This window comes from Polystyrenella longa, from assembly GCF_007750395.1.
GTDB lineage: Bacteria > Planctomycetota > Planctomycetia > Planctomycetales > Planctomycetaceae > Polystyrenella > Polystyrenella longa.
Window position 1 is genome coordinate 2,816,059 of record NZ_CP036281.1, and the last position, 16,597, is coordinate 2,832,655.

10 protein-coding genes are annotated in these 16,597 nt (G+C 49.2%); 7 read left to right on the top strand and 3 right to left on the bottom strand.

Annotated features, from left to right (window positions below):
* Positions 1–69 precede the first annotated feature (69 nt).
* From Pla110_RS10415 to Pla110_RS10430, 4 genes are all read left to right on the top strand, one after another.
* On the top strand, positions 70–1,650 hold the full coding sequence (locus tag Pla110_RS10415) for a hypothetical protein (RefSeq protein WP_144995711.1): 1,581 nt from the start codon (positions 70–72) through the stop codon (positions 1,648–1,650).
* A 135-nt stretch (positions 1,651–1,785) separates the two neighbouring features.
* Positions 1,786–2,040: a hypothetical protein gene (locus tag Pla110_RS10420; protein WP_197440644.1), complete on the top strand. Its 255-nt coding sequence runs from the start codon at positions 1,786–1,788 to the stop codon at positions 2,038–2,040.
* 89 nt (positions 2,041–2,129) lie between these two features.
* Positions 2,130–3,038: a tyrosine recombinase XerC gene (gene xerC / locus Pla110_RS10425; protein ID WP_144995712.1), complete on the top strand. Its 909-nt coding sequence runs from the start codon at positions 2,130–2,132 to the stop codon at positions 3,036–3,038.
* Between the two features lie 79 nt (positions 3,039–3,117).
* On the top strand, positions 3,118–3,513 hold the full coding sequence (locus Pla110_RS10430) for a hypothetical protein (RefSeq protein WP_144995713.1): 396 nt from the start codon (positions 3,118–3,120) through the stop codon (positions 3,511–3,513).
* Positions 3,514–3,531: 18 nt separating this feature from the next.
* Here Pla110_RS10430 and Pla110_RS10435 read toward each other — a convergent pair whose 3' ends face one another.
* From Pla110_RS10435 to pilM, 3 genes are all read right to left on the bottom strand, one after another.
* A complete protein-coding gene (locus Pla110_RS10435; protein ID WP_144995714.1) occupies positions 3,532–5,598 on the bottom strand; it encodes a hypothetical protein in 2,067 nt (688 codons plus the stop codon).
* 71 nt (positions 5,599–5,669) lie between these two features.
* The gene (locus tag Pla110_RS10440) at positions 5,670–7,352 is read right to left on the bottom strand and encodes a hypothetical protein (RefSeq protein WP_144995715.1); all 1,683 of its coding nucleotides are present in this window, start codon (positions 7,350–7,352) and stop codon (positions 5,670–5,672) included.
* A gap of 90 nt (positions 7,353–7,442) precedes the next feature.
* On the bottom strand, positions 7,443–9,623 hold the full coding sequence (gene pilM, locus Pla110_RS10445; RefSeq protein ID WP_144995716.1) for a type IV pilus assembly protein PilM: 2,181 nt from the start codon (positions 9,621–9,623) through the stop codon (positions 7,443–7,445).
* A gap of 982 nt (positions 9,624–10,605) precedes the next feature.
* Between pilM and Pla110_RS10450 the strand changes: the two genes are divergently transcribed.
* The 3 genes from Pla110_RS10450 (at position 10,606) to Pla110_RS10460 (ending at position 16,355) form a co-directional block, all read left to right on the top strand.
* Complete coding sequence (locus tag Pla110_RS10450; protein WP_144995717.1) at positions 10,606–13,890, top strand: glycoside hydrolase family 38 N-terminal domain-containing protein; 3,285 nt, start codon at positions 10,606–10,608, stop codon at positions 13,888–13,890.
* Between the two features lie 101 nt (positions 13,891–13,991).
* Positions 13,992–14,651, top strand: a complete 660-nt coding sequence (cmk, locus tag Pla110_RS10455) for a (d)CMP kinase (protein ID WP_144995718.1) — start codon at positions 13,992–13,994, stop codon at positions 14,649–14,651.
* Between the two features lie 144 nt (positions 14,652–14,795).
* On the top strand, positions 14,796–16,355 hold the full coding sequence (locus Pla110_RS10460; protein ID WP_144995719.1) for a bifunctional GNAT family N-acetyltransferase/carbon-nitrogen hydrolase family protein: 1,560 nt from the start codon (positions 14,796–14,798) through the stop codon (positions 16,353–16,355).
* The last annotated feature ends 242 nt before the right edge of the window (positions 16,356–16,597 follow it).

The following is a 16,597-nucleotide window of genomic DNA, read 5'->3' on the forward strand; positions in this document are numbered from 1 at the left end:
TATCTTTGCGGGTTACGCCGATCTGTCTGAGAGAGAGTAGATCTGTTTCTCAGAGAGAAAGTACGCCCTATGCGGCTTTGTTTGCCTATTTTATTATGCGTCTCCCTGCTCACGGGGTGTGTCGTCACCGATACAGGTGTGACCAATCCGGTGCCTGGGCTCTCTACCGTTGCGGTTGCACCGTTTCTCAACTTGAGTACTGAACGAGCCGTAGATGGTCGCCAATTTGCTGAAGCCTATTACGCGGAACTCCAGAAAGTACCCGGTTTTGAAGTCGTTCCCGTTGGTGTCGTCGAAACAGCTATGGTCCAACATGGCTTGGAAGAAATGCGCGGACCTGAAGATGCGGTTCGCCTCGCCAAAATACTTAATGTCGATGCCGTCGTTGTTGGTGCCGTAACGGACTACAAGGCTTACGCACCGCCTCGGATGGGATTGAAAGTCTCCTGGTATTCACCATACGACTGGAGCTTCACTCCAGGCATTCCCATCGATCCTCTGGCGCGCACGCGTCTGGAAAACGAACAGGAACTGCGAGAGAACATGTACCGGGAAGCCAACCGGCGTCCGTTGGAGTTAGGCGATTGTTGTACCTGCCCGCCCGGAGAATGCGATGGACGTTGTCTCGCACAAGCTAATTGTGATTGCGAACATGGCCTGGAAAGTTGTCAGAGTGGCCAATGCAGTGGTCTCTGTTCCGGTTCGGACTGTCAGCAATGTTCGGCTGGGAATGACGGGATGAGCGGCTGGTTTCATCAGAAGAGTGAACGAAACAAAGTGCGGTGGGAACGATTCAAAAAAGAAATGAAAGACCCGTTCGAGCTGCATAAAGGGCCTCGCGAAGACAAATTACGGGTACCAGTTCCCTGGCCTGATTACCGTGGTCAGTCTCCGGATAATCCGAGTGCGGAATTCGGACATTCGATGACCTCCAATCAGCCGATGGCGCTCTCTGCTACAGGAACAGCTGATCAGGTGAGAATGGCTTCTGGTCATGCTGTGGAATCATTCCAGAATACGACATGGAAGCTGCAACTCAGTTCCGAGCAGATCGATCCCCAACAGTCAGCATATCAGCAGGTGGCCGCGAGTCAGCAGCCTCAATTCACCGCAAATTCGCAAATGGCATTGGTCGATGGACCGCTTCTTTTTTTACCAGGATCCAGTTCAGAGACTGTGATGATTTCACAAATGCCGCAGGCACCGCCAGTTCCGGATTCGGTAAAAAAAACGCCTGTGGAACCACAGCCAGCATTGAGTGTACCCAAACAGACTGAGCCAGAGCCTATTGTTCCTCCAGTACCCAAATCTACAGTACAGCCACTGCCACAGAAAGAACCAGTACTGGAGATGTACCAGGTTACTCCAGGGGAGCCGCTGGAATTGCCGATGTATCAAGAGGCCTTAAACAGCCGACCCTTTATGGAATACAGCCGCATGTTTGACGCAACAGATGCGGATTTGGTGGCGAATTTCCGAGATTATTACGAATTAAGTGGTGATCCCCGAAGTGGAAGCTGGGAGTCTCGGCTTCACCGAACTGATGACTATATCCGGTTTGTATCACATTTAATGATTAAAGAGATGTTGATGCTGCACGGCGGAGAAGCCCGTCGGCGAATCATCTTTGTCCCCCGAAAGTTCAAGTGATCACTACCTGGTTTTACCGATAAGGAAGATGGTCCCAAAAGTTTAATAGAGTTCGCCTGACCGTGCTTTGATCCCCTTTTGTCAGGCACTGTCTCTCCAGGACGGATTTGAGAGACCATTCAAGGAAAGAATCTAATGCACCGTGGAATGAACGTAATTGCTCTGGTCAAAGAATCGGAACGTTATATATTTTTATATGATGATTCGAGTCCACGGGTATTACTTGAGCAACTGGGCAAGAAGGCAGCCGATCCGGATTTGAACTTTACCTGGTATGATGCGGCCATTCTCAGTCAGAAAGTGCGCCGTCTCCAGGAAGAGCAGCAGGAAAAAACATTCCAGCCGCATTTCCCGAAGAAGCTGCCAGGTAGTACGCGACAGATTTTCTAACGACCTCGGAAACGTAGACACCCCTGGGTATCGCAATTCTCCCGGTCGTGATTGATCTGCTTGTTACTCTTTCCGCAGGTATATGATTTATGTATGCAGCCATTGACGCGTTTATTCGATACATGACCATCGAAAGAAATGCGTCGGAGCTGACAGAAAAGTCGTATGCAGAAGATCTGAGAAGTCTGGTCGAGTTCTTCACCGACTTTGTAGGCCATCTGCCGGAACCGCGGGAGGTCGATGTGGCTCAACTACGGCAATACGTGGCCTACCTGCATGAATGTCAGTATTCCCGACGAACTATTGCCCGCCGCCTTGCTTGCTTGCGTAGTTTCTTTCGATTCTGTTGTCGCGAAGGTTTGGCTGATAATAACCCGGCCAAGCCACTGCGAACGCCTCGACTAGGATCCAGCCTTCCGCATTTTCTGACGACTGAGCAAGTCGGGTTGTTACTGGAAGCTCCTGCTAAAGACGACACTCAGGGTCTCCGGGATCGCGCGATTCTGGAGACAATGTATTCGGCCGGTTTGCGTGTGAGTGAACTCGTCGGTCTGGACGTCGATGATTGGGATCAGGACGCCGGTATTCTCCGCGTGTTTGGTAAAGGGCGTAAAGAACGAATTGCACCTGTTGGAAGTTATGCGACTCAAGCCCTGCTGGAATGGGTGGATGTCCGGGAACCAAACCCCAAGGGAGGTGCCGAGTCTACTGCGACATTATTCTTAAATCGCTTCGGTAATCGAATCACCACTCGGAGTATTGGTCGAATGTTAGAGAAGTATCTCAAACAGACCGGACTCGATACTCTTACATCACCGCACACCCTTCGGCACAGTTTTGCTACCCATCTCCTGGATGGTGGTGCTGATTTGCGTAGTGTGCAGGAATTGCTCGGACACAAAAGTCTGAGCACCACGCAGATTTATACCCATGTCAGTACGCGACGTTTACGGGAAACTTACGAGAAATCTCATCCGCATGCGGCTCCTGCTTCGTAAAACGATTTCGTGTTTTACTGATGCGGTTGTATAATATCCTTCCAGAGGATCATTCAAGTTCACGCAGGGTAGAGAAATTATGGACCGTCACGAAGAGGCTTTGTTAGACTTCCTGGAACTGGCTGCAGTATCCGATCAGAAAAAGCAGTATCCCAGTCGAGATAAACTATTGTTACTGGCAGGTTGGGAAGCGTGCCAGACGGGCTTATTGAACGTGGCGGACCGTTGTCGCGATGCCATTTTAAAACATAACCCACAGCATCTCGTCGGTAAGTATGATCGTTTTCATGAGATGATGAAGACGGAAGCAGGTTCGTCTTTGATTCATCAACTGGAACGTCAGATTTCCAGAGAACGCGTCGAATTTCTGCTTGAGGAACTTTCGGGGGGGCAAACAAAAACCCCTCGGCCTTCTTCAACAGAAGGCGAGGGGTATCATGAATTTATTGATCAATTGCTGGCTGAAATAGGTTAACTAACTGACATAATTTCATCATCTACGGCTCGACCGCCGCTGAGTTGGATTAAAATTAGTGCCTCTGTCGCGTGAGCCTCGGCGGTCGTCACCGTCAGACCCCTCCGTGGCAGTCGCACTACTTTGATCGTACGTAAGTCGTTCATACTTGACTGTGTTCTCGAGTTGCGATTCAGTACTTTTCTCTGCAATGTCGTCCTTAATTTTCAGGACTCCTTTTGAGTTCGTAAACAGCCCTAAAGTTGGGATGCCTGGTAAATTTCGTCCTGTTGAATCAGGAAACTGTAAGTCAGTATGAAGTTCGGGACTCAATTCAATGGGACTCTCAAATGCCAATGCCATGTCTAGTGAATGAAAACTGACGTCCTCTTTCTCCACTTTTTGTTCGTCCGGTTTCACGACTTCGGTTCTCGTACGATCCGCTACGAAATCTCCCAGTTTGACGCTGATTGATGAATTAATCAAAGTCCCGAGGTTCTCCAACCATTGGAATGCCTCAACTCGAGACGACCAGCGGCCTTGAACCTCAACAGGTTCTTTAACGATGTAATATTGCAAGTCGTCCACCACGGCGACAGGCAGTGTAGGATTGCTCCAAGAGGACTCTCGGAATTCTCCTTCAACGATCTCTGGAGAGGCGACTTTGTAAAGCTCTTTCTGATAGTTCGGATTGCGAAAAACCAGTTTGACGCGATAGCGATAAATCTGGCCAGGTTCAACGGCGAAATCCAGGAACCGAAATAGCAGGAGGTTGGATTCTGCTGTAGCGGCCGACTTCAGTTTATCAATAATTTTCTTTTCGCGATCGTCGGGGGATTCTTTAAGCAGGCTATCGAGGAAGGATTCAGAGGAAGCGTTCTGTAACTGATTTACGTTATACGAAAAAGTACTAAACCCACCCTGGTTCTTCTGTGCTTCCTGTTGAACACGAAGTTTTTCAAGTTCGCGATCGACCATCTCAGATACGATATTCTTTTGCTGTTCAATTTCTTCCGGTGAGAGAACGTAGTTTTCAATCAGTGGATGAGTGGCGTATTTCCCCCAGTTTCCGCGGGTACGAGAAGGTAGAGGCATCGTGAAAATGTTGTTGGTAACGAATTGATTCACACTCTCTGGAGAAAATCCAGCGGACCGCTGCAGAATGTTTTCCGTCACGGGGCGACTTACTTCTCGCCATTCACCCGTCCAGGGATCTTTTCCCGGCTCGGCGACCTGTCGTTCGATCTTGAAATCATAAAGGAGCTCGTCGATATTCATAACAGATTGTGCCATGGATGAGGAATTCATGGCTTTAAGTAATTCAAGCTTTTGCTGACGGACAGGGAAAACGCCGGTGACGGAGACGAACCTATGAGGTTCAGACACAGAGGCACTCTGTCGCACCAGTCCCCCAAGTTCGCGGCGGGACCGTCGATCTTCTCGTTCAGTTTCTCGATTCGATCCGTTGCTGGCATTGTTAGCATTAGGGGTGGGACGTTGACGTCCGCGGTTATTGGTTTGCTTGGCTTCCTTTTCTTTTTTCTTGGCATCTTCAATTCTTTGAAGTTGTTCTGAGGAGATACCAAACTGATTCATTAACTGCTGTTCCTGTTCAGACAGTTTATCTGCGCTGGTCGTATCCAATGTTTTCTCGGCCGCTTTAACCGCTTCGACTTTGTTTAAGTCAATCAAATCAAGTAAAGTTCTGCCACCATAGGCTTGTAGACCGCGTACGGTAAGAAATTCCGGCTCAACAGCAGGTTCGGTTATTTCATAGATGGGCCAATCCATGTCGGTACTGAAACCATATTTGTGTACCGCGATGGGATAAAGAATCTGTTGAATTTTATTGTCAAGGTTCGAGTTCGCCTCAAATTGACTTCGTTCTTCTGCGGCCCAGTTGTTATCAAGGTAATCAACTCGGGCCTGATCGACCTTTGCCGTGAGCTCTTGGGGCTCAATGGGTGCGAATGACCAGTTCGTGGCGTACAAACAGTAGACCACGAATAAGACAGCGAAACTGACAAGGAACTTTTCGACATGGTTAATGAAGAAAACCTTGTAGTCCGTGGTTTTGATTTTGGTGATTACATTTTTGAAATTCATGGTTGGTTCCGAATTTCAGAGTATTTTAAAAGAGTATATGTACGGTGTTGGCTAAAGTTTCGACTTTGTACTTAGTCTCTACCATTTCTGTTCGTGGCTGGTAATGCACGATTCAGTTCACCCGGCTGATTTTCTTCCTGGTCGGCTGGAACCTCTTCTTGCGTATTCAATTTATCCAGCATTGTTTCCAGTTTGAAAACAGCCATGTACCCTGCGATTGCAACATCCGCCAGGTATGGGTTAGACAAGATGTCCGTCTCAACTGAACCAGTCGCGACTCCTGGAGCTTTGCTGGTGCCTGTTGGGGAGGGAGAGGCCTCTTCATTCTCTTCGTCTTCATCTCGACTCCGTCGAATGGAACCTGAACCTTGGCTGCGAGTAGCAAGCTCGCTTTGGTTATGTTTGCGTGATACCGCCTGAACGCGGGCGATCACGGTTGGGTACTTCATGTTAGTCAAGTTACCAATGAGTTCAGGAAGTTTTCGATGGTCCATAGTGACTTCGATATAGAATCCCCGTGTCACGAATTCCTTAGTGTCATCGATGTCAATATACCGCGTTTCTTTACGTGGAACGAAAGTGGCAGTGTCGATCGATACCTTGTCTAATTCAGGAGCGGCTTCTTGAGTGGTTGCTTCCCTCAGTGCAGCTAATCTTGCCCGATCTTCAGCAGATAGTCCACCTCCTCTTCTACCATCGTCTTCTTGAGAAGTATCTGCAGCTGTTTTCTGTTTCTCCTGCTGTTTAAATTGGTCGGATTCTGGGTCAAGGTGAGGCATGCCAAACTGAGTAGAGGGGTCGAAACCGGCCAAATTACCTTCGACTGCTGTCCGAGCTACGCTTTTCGCCGGCGTGTCATCTTTAGCATTCGCTTTGGTTATTTCTTCATCTCGGATTCGGGCTACCGCTCCTTTAGAAATATTTGATTTTCCCGATGCACCAATACGTTCGAGAACGCGCTGATCGATGTCTCCACCTCCTCCACCAGACTGATTGATGTCAACATCCTCATATCCAGCCGGATCTCGGAAGTCAGAAATACTTCCTCCCAAAAGTTGGATTTGCTGAATTTGCTTTATGGGAGCCTTTCCGATAGAGATAGCCGAGGAGTTGATATTGCGGATCGCTTCTACAAGTGAAGCCTGAAGCGAAAGATCCTCCAGGGAATCCCAAATTTGCAGATCTGATGGCATTGCTCCGCTGGGAGATAGCCAGTCATCTGAATTTGGATAGCGTTGCAGAACAGTTTCAGGGTTGAGGAAAATGTTACCTGATTTGGTAAATGGATCGTAAGGTTCAAGACTTTCGACAAGTTTATCGATCTCTTTCTTGTAACCGTCGTCCAATCGTTTTCCACCACTGCCCAGAGTACCGGCGAAATGACGGCGTACTTCCAGGTCATTAAACTGTTGCCGATACTGAAACTCTTTTTCTTCAACAATACTCGCAACCGACGCGGGCCAGGTGAGGTCTAATTGCTGAGATCGGAACAGCTTTTCAATCGAAGCCTGCTGTTGGGCCTCGTTGACTTCATTCAGCTTTTCAGCATTTTCAATCCAGTTTTGGTTTGGTCCACTGATATTCTGGACTTTGTTTTCCGCCTCAACAATTGCATTCTTGCGTTGATCAATGATGGATGTGGTCGCAGCAGCCATATTCTGCCAAGCCCAGATCGGTAGAATGATCACAACTACGGCGAGGATCCAGTAATGGTGTCGAGTCGCTCCGGCGAAAAATGATTTAACATATTCCATATTAATTTTCCTGGATTGGATTCTCGTAAGATGCAAATTGAAGTCAGAAGTAAAAGTTTAATAAGAAAGAACTAGCAGTAATCCTGAGTGTTAGTCTCTGCCAGATCCGAAGGTACGAGTCTCTGGTTCCGCTTTCAATGGCTTCGTCCCCGAACCAAGTTTTGATCTCAGTTCCATCCCTTCAGCTACAGTTTCGCCACGAAATTCAGTAGGAGTTGGAATCCAGATAAATTGAATCATAAAAGTCGTTTCCAAAATCGACTTTTTTTCTTCGACTTCCGTACCCGGGGTGGTCGATCGAATGGGGGTTCTCGATTGACCACGGCCTCTGCTTCTCCGGCGATCGCGTTCCTCGTCGACATTCTGATTACCTGCATCCGGTTTCGGTTGTTCCTCCAACTTAACGTTGGGGCCTTCCAGAAACTCGTTAGGATCAAACTCGTTACCAGAGAGATCAAGTTCGCGAGCTATTAATTCGTAATTCGCCAAGACGGGATAACTGATTCCCTGTTTTCCAATTGGAAAAGAGAATCCGCCTGATAAAGGAATCGTCCATTCCTGTAGATTCTTCAATACAGTGTTCTTGATGTATCCCTCTGCCTGCCCCTTCAGAAGATCGTTTTCATCGTAGTGGTAACTAATGCCTTCCAATGTGAACAGATAACCGTTTGCATTGGGTGGATTGTCTCTGTCTCGATCCGAGAGGGTGGCCGCTGCCAGGTCGTCCGCCAGTATTTCATTGTACCAGTTAGTAAGCTGGCTAGCGCTCTGTTTGTTCGCAGTAATGGAAGTCAATCGAATCTGCTCGCGATCAGGAAGATCCATGTCATCGATGAGGTCAGGATTGTCTCGAGGGAGAGATTCATTAATCGCTTTATAGACTTCCAGCCATAGTTCCCGATTCTCGACGAAACTGGTAAAGCTGTTGGCCTTCGCTGCAATTTTCTTGTTGGCAGCAACAAGTTCATCGTATTTGGATTTAGCCTGATCAACTGTGGTCTTCAGGCTAGTGGCTGCATTTTCTGCATCACCAAACCGTTCCTCGGAAACAGAGCCGCTGACCATTGAGTAGGCCAATGTGGAGAACGTGACGCCTGCCATAATGGTAGCCGCAGTCACCATCGCCCACGGTTTTTTCTGACGTATTTTACGTGTCGTTAGGATCTCGGGAGGAAGCAGGTTGGTTTTGATTCGGCATTGATCCAGCATCTGTAGAGCAATACCGTAGGGAACGGCATAAGTGAGGATGTTCTCAGTAAACATTGGCTCGCTGATGACTTTGTCACCGACGAGTTCGTTAAACGAATCGAGTCGTTCGACGTCATATTGGAGGTTCTGTTGGAGGAACTTCTGCAGGCCGGCCATGCGGAAGCCGTTACCGACCCCCACGACGCGGCTGATCTGAGCGTCGCGGTTCACACTGGAGAAGAATCCGATAGACCGCTGAATCTCGGCGACGAAATTATTGAATACGGGGCGTAATGCCTGAAAAACAGCGCGTGGGTCGGGAGAACGAGTGGCATTGCATTTGAGATGCTCCGCTTTGGCGAAGGTTAACTTCATTTCCTTCGTTAACGCTCTGGTGAAGTGGTTTCCACCAATACCAACATTTCGCGTCCAGATTTTCTGACCGTTGGAGACGATCAAGGTGGTGTTGTCGACACCCATATCAAGTAGCAGGATATACTCGCCATCAGTCGCGGGCTGGTCTTCTGCTTTTAAGCCAAGTTGATCGAAGGTGAGGAAGTTGAACAGTGCCAGCGGTGCTGTCTGGATTAGATCAAGTTCGATTTTGACTTCAGAGAAGGGACGAAAATGCTGTTCGATGAGGTCGCGTTTCATGGCGAACAGACCGACTTCGGCATCGAGCATGTAGCCCGTTTCTTCGTCGGCAGTTCCGAATGTCTGGTAGTCCCAGATAACTTCGTCGAGGTCGAAAGGAATCTGCTGCCGTGCTTCGAACTGGACAATGTCTTTGATTTTGCTGGCGTCCACCGGTGGCAGTTGGACGAATCGAGTCAGTGCCGCCTGACCTGGAACACTGATACCGACGACATCGTTGTTCAGCTTATTGCGGGACAGAAACTTTTCGATTGATTGGGCAATCAATTCTTCCGGTATCGCGTCCGGTTGGCTGAGAATCTTGGGATGGGGCACGAAGTCGAATGCGGTGGCGACCACCTGCTCCGTGTTCTCATTGAATTCCAATCGAATCGCTTTAAGGGCGGATTGTCCAATTTCAATGCCCCATGCGCCTCGTTTGCTTGCCATCAGAAATCCTCGTTACTCGATGCAGGAGTCTTACGTCTGTAAAACCGTTTTAAAATTCACGTGAAGGTTGAATGACCGGGAATTCTAAACCGCTACCAGACGAGAAAACTCGACCTGTGACGTTTGAGATTGTTTAGTATTTTATGTTTTGAATCGACCACGGAAAACGTGGTGAGAAAATATATTCGAGATCGCCTCTCCGAGAGCCGGAGAGGTACGAAATGGTTTTTATTGAAATCTGACTAGATATCCTCCGACAACCTGCCGCCATGAATCGACTTAAAATTCGTTTGGAGGACGATATGTTGGATGTACCAGCTGCTTTTTAAGCGACCGGGAATCGGGTCCGTATCGTATTATATAAGTATTATCACTATACAGTACGAATCAGTTTGGCTGAATGTCTGGAAATCAATCAGGGGATTTTGGCCTCAGAGACTGGAGAATTGCCAGAGTTCAAGTATTTATCCTAAGTTAAAGCTATCAAGCAACTTCTGGATTAGTCAACCACAGTTCTCCCGGATCACCGAGTTTTAACCGTTCGACCCCTGCAATCGGTAAGATGAACAGGGGAAACGATGCTGTATTCGTGGCTAACGGATTGTTTGAAGTCTGTATGTAAAGGCCCGCCGAACGTAGTAGCAATATCGTCCGAATGACGATTACATGTATTGTATCAGTATTAAGATGCGAATTTCCCGAAAAGAGTTCCGTTATCGAATGGAAATTTAAAAATTAGTCAGAAGTGGCCCTGAGTGTCGGATTGGGGCTGTTTCGACCATATTCAAAAGGTTCAAGTCGGGATTATTCCAAATTCCGCTACTGCTGAAACAGACTTGAAATTGGAATCTGATAGAATTCCGTTCGGAAAGATCGCCCTGGAATAGGGTGATTTCCGGGTTGCTCCGTGGACGAGAAACTCGGTGAGACCTTTTGCTAACCAGTCGTTGTTTCAATCGGATTAGAGAGTTCCCTGCCCGTGATGAGTTATCAGGAAATCTGCACCCTCATTCCTACTTACGATCTGGAAGATTTTCCAACCGATCTAGAGGAGTCTCAGGCCGAGAGTCTGCTCAACTGTTTTGCAGTGATGTGGCATCCGCTGCTGATCGCAAACATGACGCAGCTCCCTTCCTGGCGACGGTTGGAATCGGAACCGGAGATCTTTGCGGACCGTTTGGTCTTTGTGCCGACTGCCTGTAGCTGGATCAGTCCAGACTTCGCGGACCGGGTTCTTGAAAATGGAGGGACTGTGATTGAGGGGCTGGTCACGCGAGATGAATGGATCGAAGCGATTCACGTCGTGTTACGCAACAATCAACCCACCCTGTATAAACGGCCTCCGCAGCACGATCAGGAACACGACTTCGATTATGTCCATGATGATGGCCATTCTCCCTCTGTCGACGACCAACTGGTGTTAACAGACCCCCATGAGGCAGCTTCTCAGTTGGTTTCTGATTTGATGATCAAAACCAGGAGCGAACTACTGGCGGAAGCAAAATCAGAGAGTGTGAGCGAGGCAGATGACGCACAGCAGATAATTGAGGAAACTGCCGATACGCAGAATATTCCGGAAGTCGTAGATTTGTCGGAGATGCTTAGCCGGTTATCCCCTGATTTAGAACGCGATTTTATGGCGCTCGGATTCGCCTACCTTCAGATTGAACTTCTCTCCCGACAGATGCATCATTTTTCGTCAGTGGATGATATCGCCCTGCGACTGTCGGCCTCGAAGGCGGCAAAGAGCGCGCTGGAAGGGGACGAACCGGCAGCTCGGAGGGGGTTAAGTCGCTGTTTTGAGCTATTGCAGGACGTCCGCGAGATTTTCTATCCCGTCGAATCTTATCTGGTTGATCTCTGCCTGTTAGCCCCTGATTCGGATCCGGAAAAGCTGAAAGCAATCTGTGAACAGGCCAGTCGTAAGCATGATCGAGAAGAGACTGGAGAAGAGGAACCGGCTCCCGGTTCTGCTTATCGTCATCCTGTCAACTTTATGCTGAGTGCAGCGGAACTACAGGAGCTTGATGAGGCGCAACCTGAAGCGTGTGCTGAGTTGGCCACGACCTGGAATCAGGGGAAGATCGATTTCTGTGGTGGCGAACAGCTTGACCGTCCAGCATCTTTATTGCCAGTGGAGTCGGTATTATGGAATTTTAATAAGGGACATGAGACTTACGAGCGGATTCTTAATCAGAGACCGAAAATGTGGGCCCGACGTAGGTTTGGGTTTTCAACATTATTGCCCATGTTATTAAAACGGATGGGTTACAAATCAGCGTTGCATTTCGCACTCGACGATGGAATTTACCCGGACGAAGAGCATACCCGTTTTCAGTGGGAAGGTGCAGACGGTTCATTTATCGATACCTGCAGCCGAATTCCCATGGCGGCGGATTCGGCCAGTAGTTTTCTTAAGTTCCCGCAACGGCTTTCCGAAAGCATGCAGGGAGACAATGTGGCGGGAGTTATTCTGGCTCGCTATCCGGAAGAAAAAACTCCCTGGATGGAAGACCTTCGCCGCATCGCCGCTTACGCGCCTGTCCTGGGTAAGTTTGTGACTTGGTCGGAACTCTTCAATCATAAAGACCATTACAGCAAACAGTCGCGATACTCTCAGAAAGAGTATCTGAGTCCCGTATTAATACAACGAGTGGCTTATGAACTATCGGATCCCATCAGCCAATTCCGCGAGCATTATGGCCAGCGGGCCGAGTTGAGCCGGATTGAATGGGCGACGGCCATTGAACGAATCCTGAGAAGCAAACCTCTCGAAAACGCAGAACTATACGAATTGGAAGAAGCGATTGAAGCTATCGGTCCCGTTAGCGAGTTGACTCCACCGTCAAGTTGGAATGAATCACAGCAAGAGTCGGAGTCCGATACCGACGAAGAAAAACAAACCGAATTCAGCGTGGATGTTCGTCTGGACAAAGCGCTGAATGGAGCCGTACAGCAGTTAGCGTCAATGCTGGCTCAGGGGGCGGGCGATCGTCCGGGGAGTCTGTTGTTTAATCCACTGCCACACTCAAGGCGCACGGTTGTCTTCTGGCCAGAGGGTGCTTCTCTTCCCGAAGTGAGTGATGTTGTTCGCGCGGTTCAGGGAGAGGGCCCACGGAAGGTGGTTGTGGTCGATTTACCCGCTAGTGGTTTTACCTGGCTCGCCGATGCCACATCGCCTCATCCTTCGTTACCCGAGTTACGATTTCCGGCGGTGGAAGAGAATATTCTTCGAAACGAGTTCTTCGAGGTGCACATTAACCCGAGTACAGGCGGAATCGCGAAGATAAAAGGGATGGAGCGTTCCCCCGTTCGTTTGAGCCAGCAGGTCGCCTACCGATTTCCGCGTGAGCAGGAATATGTCTTCTCTGTTGACGGCGAGTCGAAAACGATCCAGTCATTCTACTCTGAGCCTGTTTGCCGACGTTGCGATTTGACGGCTACTGGACCGGTGATGAATGAAATTACGACCGAAACGGATTTGTATGATCCCGTGCGTTCTCTCAAACTGGCGCGAGTCAAACAGGTCACGCGAGTCTATCGAGGGTGCAAATTCGTCGATGTGGAATTGGAACTGGATGTCAAGCAGATGCCGCTGGCGGATCCGTGGAGCAATTATTACGGCATTCGGTTCGCCTGGAACGATGCCGGAGCAGCTGTCACTCGATCGATTCAACATGCCGGTTTCAGCTTTCAGGAAGATCGGTTTGAGAGCACCGAATACATCGAAATCGCCGAAGAGGAAAACCAGACAACGATCCTAATGCCCGGAATGCCTTTCCATAGGGCCCAGGGAAGCCGCATGCTGGATACGCTATTGATCACTGGCAAGGAATCGGCACGAAAGTTTCAGTTCCGTATTTCTCTGGATGAATCTGCGGCCGGTTATGCATTGAATAATTACACGCAGCCACCAGTGTTGTTGTCAGAGCAGCCGGGTCCCCCGGCGAGTGGTCAGAGCGGCTGGTTCTTCCATTTCAATTCTCGGCACGTTCAACTGTTGAGATTTCTGCCCGCGGCGCCTCTGGAAGAGGAGGACTCGACTCATGCCGCAGACGACAGACTTAAATATGGTTTCTGTATGAGGGTCATGGAGACATCGGGTATCAAACGTCAGTTGCAGATCAAGACCTACCGCCCTGCTCAGTTCGCGCGGCAACGAGATTACACTGGTCGGACTATTACGGAATTGCTGACGACCGAAGAAGGAGTCTCTGTTTATCTTTCTCCTTACGAAGTTGCGGAGATAGAGATCTGGTTTGGTTGATTTCTGTCTATAAATTGTTACTGTCTGCTGTGAGATGTTGTCTCTGTTGAGCAGACGTCTGTCCGGTGAGTGTGTCGACTCACGTCATGGAAACGGAAATCATGATCATTACCATCGATGGCCCGGCTGGAACGGGAAAGAGCACGGTCGCCAGAGCACTGGCGGAACGGCTTGGTTTCGAGTTTCTCGACACGGGAGCCTTGTACCGCGCGATCGCCTGGTATTGTCTGGAAAATAACGTTTCCCACGACGACGCTACGAGAATCGTAGAGCTCACAAGCACAGTTCACATTCGATGGGAAGATGCTCGGCTGTGGGTGAATGAAGAGGAAGTGACCGAAAAGATACGGTCCGAGGAAGTCACGTTAGGTGCCTCGCGAGTGGCTGTTATTTCAGAAGTTCGCGATGCCCTTAACGACGTCCAGCGGAAAATTGCCGAAGCCCAGAACATTGTCACGGAAGGCCGTGACCAGGGGACGGTTGTGTTCCCTCACGCTCAATGCAAGTTCTATTTGAATGCCTCTGCAGAAGAGCGAGCACGAAGACGTTTTCTAGAGCTGACGAATAATGGCGAATTGGCGGAATACGAGACCATTCTCGAACAAATACGAGAACGGGACGAACGAGACGCCACCCGCGAAATTGCACCCCTGAAACCTGCTCCTGATGCCATTTTAATCGACAGTACCAACCTCAAGCCGGAACGTGTTCTGGATAAACTTGAGCAGACCGCCCGTAAAATGTACGCCCCGGAGAAGTAAAACTTCCCTTTACCGAACTGCTCCTCTGAGCTACCGGTCTGTCCTGTGCTACGGCTGCGCGACGCTCCCCCCTCGTTATAAAAACGGATTTTGCTATTATTGAATTAAACGGATCCGAATTAACTAAATGAAATGGAATGAATAATGGAACCGCTGGATTTAAGTGACTTCGAATTGAAGACCGTCATCCGCAAATTGACGATAGACGATTACGATCAACTGCTTGAAATGGCTCACCTCTGTTTTCCTGGAATGCTACCGTGGGACAGAGATCAGATTGAGAGCCAGTTGGAAGTCTTTCCTGAGGGACAGATTTGCGTCGAGATCGATGGCAAGCTGGCCGCGTCGTCTTCCAGCCTGGTTCTGGAATACGATCCCAGCCTTGAATGGCACAACTGGAAAGCAGTGGCTGATGAAGGTTATATCCGGAATCACAAAAAGAAGGGGGACACGCTCTACGGTATCGAGATCATGGTACACCCCGATTATCGTGGGATGAAGCTCTCCCGCCGGTTGTACGATGCCCGTAAAGATGTCTGCCGAGACATGAACCTGGCTCGCATCATCATCGCGGGACGTATCCCCGGATATCATAAGATGTCTGAGAAAATGACGGCTCGGGAATATATCGATCATGTTCTGAATAAGCAGACGTACGACCCGGTTCTAACGGCGCAACTTTCGAACGGCTTTGCAGTGCAGGGATTGATTCCAAACTACCTGCCGACAGACCTCGAATCGTGTGGATACGCGACTTATCTGGAGTGGACGAATCTGGACTATGTTCGCGGCGCCAAGCGTCGCTTCCATCATATCGTCGAACCGATTCGAATCTGCGCAGTACAATATCAACTTCGTACAATCAGTGGCTTTGATGAATTCGCGCAGCAGTGTGAGTTCTTCCTGGATACGGCTTCAGATTATAAGTGCGATTTCGTGCTATTTCCGGAGTTATTTACAACACAATTACTCTCTTGTGTGAAATCCAGTCGTCCGGGGCAAGCGGCGCGGCAACTGGCTGACTTCACTGAGCAGTACCTCGACTTTTTCACTGAGATGGCGGTGAAGTACGACGTGAATGTGATCGGGGGATCTCAGTTCGTCGTTGAGCATGACAACTTGTATAATGTGTCATATCTGTTTCGACGCGACGGATCGATTGGCAAACAGTACAAGATTCATATTACCCCCAGCGAACGCAAATGGTGGGGTGTCGTACCGGGAGATCGGGTAGAAGTCTTTGATACTGATTGCGGCGTGATCGCGATTCAGATCTGCTACGACATTGAATTCCCCGAATTGACCCGCATCGCTGCCGACAAAGGGGCACAGATTATTTTCGTTCCATTCAATACCGACACACGTCATGGTTACTTGAGGGTACGACATTGCGCTCAGGCACGCTGTATTGAAAATCATTTGTACGTCGCCATTTCCGGGTGTACGGGGAACTTGCCGTTTGTCGAAAACGCCGATATTCACTATGCCCAGTCAGGGATCTTCACACCGGCAGACGCCGAATTCGCACGGGACGCAGTCGCTGCGGAGTGTAATCCAAACGTGGAAACTGTCATCATTCATGACCTCGATTTCGAGCAACTGCGTCGGCACAAAGAATCGGGCAGTGTTCAGAACTGGAACGACCGCCGCCGCGACTTGTACCGGGTGACGTATCGCGAAGGAGACCAGACTTTCGAAATCTGAGTCAACGTTTGGGTCAACGTCTGAAATCAGATTGGAATTAATTCGAAATCAATTCGAAAGTAAAGGGTGCTGGAGAACCCGGGCAACATTATCAGAGTTGTCCGGGTCGCCATGCTTTAAGCTCGCGTAATCGAGGGGCGATTTTGAATAGGATTTGCGTCCGAGGGCGGATGGCGGTAGAACAGGATGTACTCCCATTCACTTATTCTGTCGAGAAAATCTGCTGATGATTCATCGTTTGA

What these genes read in the sequence shown, in the direction of transcription:
- cmk (WP_144995718.1), top strand. Translation starts at nt 13,992, where the DNA reads ATGATCATTACCATCGATGGCCCGGCTGGAACGGGAAAGAGCACGGTC.
- xerC (WP_144995712.1), top strand. Translation starts at nt 2,130, where the DNA reads ATGTATGCAGCCATTGACGCGTTTATTCGATACATGACCATCGAAAGA.
- Pla110_RS10415 (WP_144995711.1), top strand. Translation starts at nt 70, where the DNA reads ATGCGGCTTTGTTTGCCTATTTTATTATGCGTCTCCCTGCTCACGGGG.
- Pla110_RS10450 (WP_144995717.1), top strand. Translation starts at nt 10,606, where the DNA reads ATGAGTTATCAGGAAATCTGCACCCTCATTCCTACTTACGATCTGGAA.
- Pla110_RS10440 (WP_144995715.1), bottom strand. Translation starts at nt 7,352, where the DNA reads ATGGAATATGTTAAATCATTTTTCGCCGGAGCGACTCGACACCATTAC.
- Pla110_RS10460 (WP_144995719.1), top strand. Translation starts at nt 14,796, where the DNA reads ATGGAACCGCTGGATTTAAGTGACTTCGAATTGAAGACCGTCATCCGC.
- Pla110_RS10430 (WP_144995713.1), top strand. Translation starts at nt 3,118, where the DNA reads ATGGACCGTCACGAAGAGGCTTTGTTAGACTTCCTGGAACTGGCTGCA.
- Pla110_RS10435 (WP_144995714.1), bottom strand. Translation starts at nt 5,598, where the DNA reads ATGAATTTCAAAAATGTAATCACCAAAATCAAAACCACGGACTACAAG.
- pilM (WP_144995716.1), bottom strand. Translation starts at nt 9,623, where the DNA reads ATGGCAAGCAAACGAGGCGCATGGGGCATTGAAATTGGACAATCCGCC.
- Pla110_RS10420 (WP_197440644.1), top strand. Translation starts at nt 1,786, where the DNA reads ATGCACCGTGGAATGAACGTAATTGCTCTGGTCAAAGAATCGGAACGT.